Below are 3,991 nucleotides of genomic sequence, written 5' to 3'. Positions count from 1 at the left end.
GCGGGCCTTCTTTTGCATCAGCCACGGTGGACCGGGATTCTGTCGATCAGTGATGGTTCCTCCGTGGCTGAATGGGAATTGCACATAAAAAAGCCCGATCAACCGAGCGTTCGGTTGCGGGCGTTGGACACTTGGGGTTGTTAAAATTTCTCGCGCGAGCCAGCTTGGGAGCGCGAAGTTCGTCAGCCTTTTCGAGCGTGTACATACTCCACCAAGTCCCATACTCTGTTTTGGCGTCTAGGCGCCTCAATCCCGCGCTTAGCCATTTCTATTCCTCCCTGGATTCGAACTGCTTTTTTGCAGTTTTAGGTACCGAATTTAGAATATATTTAGATTCTCTTATATCTCACCGAGTGCGTCAACACTCAATAAAGGTCGTTCGTGGCCGCTCTCGAAGAACGTATACATTGCAATATGATACCGCGGCGCAAAATTTATTCCGTGATGCGGTAAGAATCCAATGCTTCGAGTACTGGTCTATATTGCTCCGATATCCAATGGGAAAACCGTAGGCCGCATGCATTTGATTCTTTTTTTGTGATCGATAGATATCCGGAATTGGCCGCCAATTTTTTGAGGTTGGTGTGGCTGCTGAGAAAGTATTCGTACTGCTTCCCATCGCGCAGTCACTCAGGCCCTCTTGAGATAGGCGAGCATATGATTTTATTAGAAGGTGGCGAGGTGATCGTTGAGCGAGGAGAAGCCAATGCAGCGTGGATCGTCGCTATCTTTCTGGGCGGCCGCGACTAAGAGGCCATCATGATATCCTGATCAATCTGCCGCTATGCAGCGTGGCTTGGCCTACGTGAAGAAAGGTTCGCGGCAATTCCCTTGTTTATGCGTACGCTAAGAAAGGTCCCGGTCGTTTCGCTACGGCAAGACGGTGCCAAAACCTGGCCATTGCCTTTTCACGGCGGCGCGCCGTTGATAGTGCGATTCGTTTCGCGGTGGCGGTGCGGATTCTGACGTCGTGATCCATTGGAAAGCCACGGCGGGCATGCTGTTACAGCCTATACTTTTGATTGAGTCTGCCCTATCGTCACCTTCAACCAGTTTTTCACGCTGACAATGGTCGTGGTGGTGCAAGCCATCCAAGGTGTTCTTCGTGAGGCCCAATCGGCAGAGGTCATGAATGTCCGCCAAGTCCCCGAATCCCATCGATGTGTTCGTTGGTTCACGGGTGCGCTTGCAGCGCATGATTCTGAGCATGTCGCAGGAACAGCTTGGCGCGCACCTGGGGATTACCTTTCAACAAATCCAGAAATATGAAAAAGGGACCAACCGGATCAGCGCCTCGCGGTTGCAGGAAATCGCCCACGTGATGAACGTGCCGATCACCTTCTTTTTCCAGGAAGAGGGACGGCGAACCGACGACATCGCCGTGGTCGGTGACACGCCGGATTACGAGGCGATTGCGGGCTTCCTCAGTTCGCGTGAGGGCGTGGCTCTCGGCAAAGCATTTACCAAAATCAAAAACCCGAAAACCCGCCAGGCGATCGTCGCGCTTGCGAAGACTCTGGCGGAAGAGGGCGATAATCAAATCCTCAAATTTCCTCAGCGCATGCAAACGAACAAAACTCACGTGGAGCCATAGGCAGTCGGCTCCGAGCTATCGGTTGCCAGAGCATGCGTCAGACCTTTCGCCTTTACACGTTTGGCAACGTGCGCCTGACCGGTCGGGACGGGCAACCTGTCCCTTTTCCGGAGAAGGCGCTGTTGGCGCTGGCGTACCTGCGCTCACGCGGCGCGACGCACATTGCCCGGCCGGAACTGGCGCGCGTCTTGTGGGGAGAGCAGACCGACGCCGATATCCTCCGGAATCTGCGCCAGCTGATCCTGCGGGTGAAGGCGCGCCAGCGTGAACTCAGGACGAGTTTTTTTCATATTGGCGACACCGCAATCGGGTTTGATCCGGCCAACTTGTCCGTTGATCTGGACGATCTGGATGCGGCACGCGCGGCTCCTCCCGCGGATCGGTTGCGTGCGTTGCTGACTTATATGCGGGGGGTGTTTCTGGCCGACGCCAAGTTCGCTGGCGAACAGGCGCAGTTTTGGGTCGAAGGAGAACGCGACAAGTATCTGTCGGTGTTGGCGGCGGACGTACAAACGTTGGCGACCCGGCGCGATGTGCGGGCCGTCGCTGATCTGGTTAAAGAGGCTGCCTTTCGCCTGCTCGAACTGGATGCATATAACGATGTCGCTTATGAGGCGCTGATGCGCGTCTTTGCCTGCCAGGGTCAACTGACCCAGGCCAAAGCGATTTTCGCGCAGTACAAGACGCGGCTGTGGCGCGATCTGGGCGTATCGCCACCGCAACACACGCTCGATCTAAGCCGGGCCTTGCGGATTGCTGAGCCGGCCCGACAGCCCCGGCCCAAGCCTGCGACCGTTGCGTCCGCCCCGGCACCGCTTGCCAGTGCGCCCGTTTGCTTTCCCCGGGTGGCCCTGCTACCGCCGGCGGGCGCGGCCCCGGACGGACAGACCGGAACTGTGGCGGCGGCGCTGCTCGAGGACGTCACGATCGGCCTCTGTCGGGTCCGAACCATTAAGACCGTGGCCCCCCGCACCGCGCGTCACATTGCGACCCAGGCCGCCAAATCGACTGATCTGCTGGCCGCAAAACGGATCGGCTATGCCCTCGAAACCCGATTCAGTGGTTGCGGAGGCAGGGTCTCGCTGTGGGTCGAACTCGTGGATGTGGCGCACGAGAATCTGTTGTGGGCGGAACGGTTTGAGCTGACGCCGGCCCGCCTCCCGCATTCCTACAATGAACTGGTCCGCCTCACGGTCGGCACCATTGCCGGTCGGATCGAAGCGGACCAGCTTGCCCGGATCGACGAAACGCAGCAGCCAAGCGCGTACCAGCACTATTTGCTGGCGCAACGGCACCTCCGGCGAGTGGACCTGCCGGAGGTCCGGCGGGCACGCAAGGCCTTTCGGGCGTCGTTGCGGGATGCGCCGGATTTCGCGGGTGCGTTGGCCGGGTTGGCCCGGACCGAGCAATTGGAATGGCTGCTCACGGCGCGCGGCGATGATGAGCTGCTGCACTCCGCCGAAACCCATGCGCTGCAGGCGATCCTGATGGACGGGGATGACGCCGGCGGCTACCGGGCGCTGGGGGTCACGAAGCTGTTTCAGGGGGCGTTTGACGAGAGCATCGATGCGTTCAAGGGTGCGGAAGTCAGCGCGCCCTGGTACGCCGATCTGCTGGCCGACTACGCCGATACCCTGGTGCATGCGTCCGAACCGGGATTGGCCCTCGCCAAGATCAATCTGGCGATCGAACTGAACCCCTATTGTCCGGACATCTATTGGTGGACTGCGGCGGGGGCGAATTATTTCCAGGGTCGCTATCAGCCGGCACTGGCGTGCATCAATCACATGGAAGACACCAATGCGGCGGTGCGCCTCGCAGCGGCATGCTGGGGCATGTTGGGCGACAAGGCGAAAGCCAATGCGTTGATGCGCCAGACGATGTCGATTTTTCCGGACTTCGCAATTGATAAATGGCTGGCAATCATGCCGGTCAAAGAATCCTGGCAAAAGGATCAATATCGGGAAGGCTTACGAAAAGCTGGATTTAAATAACCCTTTGGGCTGGAGGATAAAATGGCAAAATTTGCAGTGCTGGGCTTGCGTGGCGAGAATGGCTATTGGCTGGTCGATTTCAATCAGGGTACCGTCACGGCCCTGCCGGAACTCGACAGCGCCCCGTTCGGCTATACCGACGAAGCCAGGGCCAATGGCGCGGTGTTGACCGCGGGCATTGACCTCGGGGTGCAGGTGGTGACGGCCGGCGATACCTTCTCGGGGCAGTTCGATATTTCGGAGGCCTTCTCCGGACAATTTGACAGCTAGTCGGCGCGTGGCCGACTGCCGCACCTAGCATGTCCGGTGCACGGAACCGGGCCGCGCGCGTGCCGGTCCGGTATTCGGACCGGGTGTGCACTCCGGCGGACACCCTCGCGCGGGTGACGCCGCTGCTGGCTGG

The 3,991-nt window shown here is 58.9% G+C and carries 3 protein-coding genes; all 3 read left to right on the top strand.

Going from position 1 to position 3,991, the window contains the following annotated elements:
* Positions 1–1,132: 1,132 nt before the first annotated feature.
* Genes CH339_RS23445 through CH339_RS23435 form a run of 3 tightly spaced genes read left to right on the top strand, consistent with a single transcriptional unit; the run spans position 1,133 to position 3,858 of the window.
* The gene (locus tag CH339_RS23445) at positions 1,133–1,594 is read left to right on the top strand and encodes a helix-turn-helix domain-containing protein (protein ID WP_111436838.1); all 462 of its coding nucleotides are present in this window, start codon (positions 1,133–1,135) and stop codon (positions 1,592–1,594) included.
* 32 nt (positions 1,595–1,626) lie between these two features.
* On the top strand, positions 1,627–3,588 hold the full coding sequence (locus CH339_RS23440) for an AfsR/SARP family transcriptional regulator (RefSeq protein ID WP_111436837.1): 1,962 nt from the start codon (positions 1,627–1,629) through the stop codon (positions 3,586–3,588).
* A 21-nt stretch (positions 3,589–3,609) separates the two neighbouring features.
* Entirely contained in the window at positions 3,610–3,858 is a 249-nt protein-coding gene (locus tag CH339_RS23435; protein ID WP_111436836.1) for a hypothetical protein, read from the top strand.
* The last annotated feature ends 133 nt before the right edge of the window (positions 3,859–3,991 follow it).

Source organism: Rhodobium orientis (genome assembly GCF_003258835.1).
Classification (GTDB): Bacteria; Pseudomonadota; Alphaproteobacteria; order Rhizobiales; family Rhodobiaceae; genus Rhodobium; species Rhodobium orientis.
This window is presented reverse-complemented; position numbering and strand designations above follow the sequence as displayed.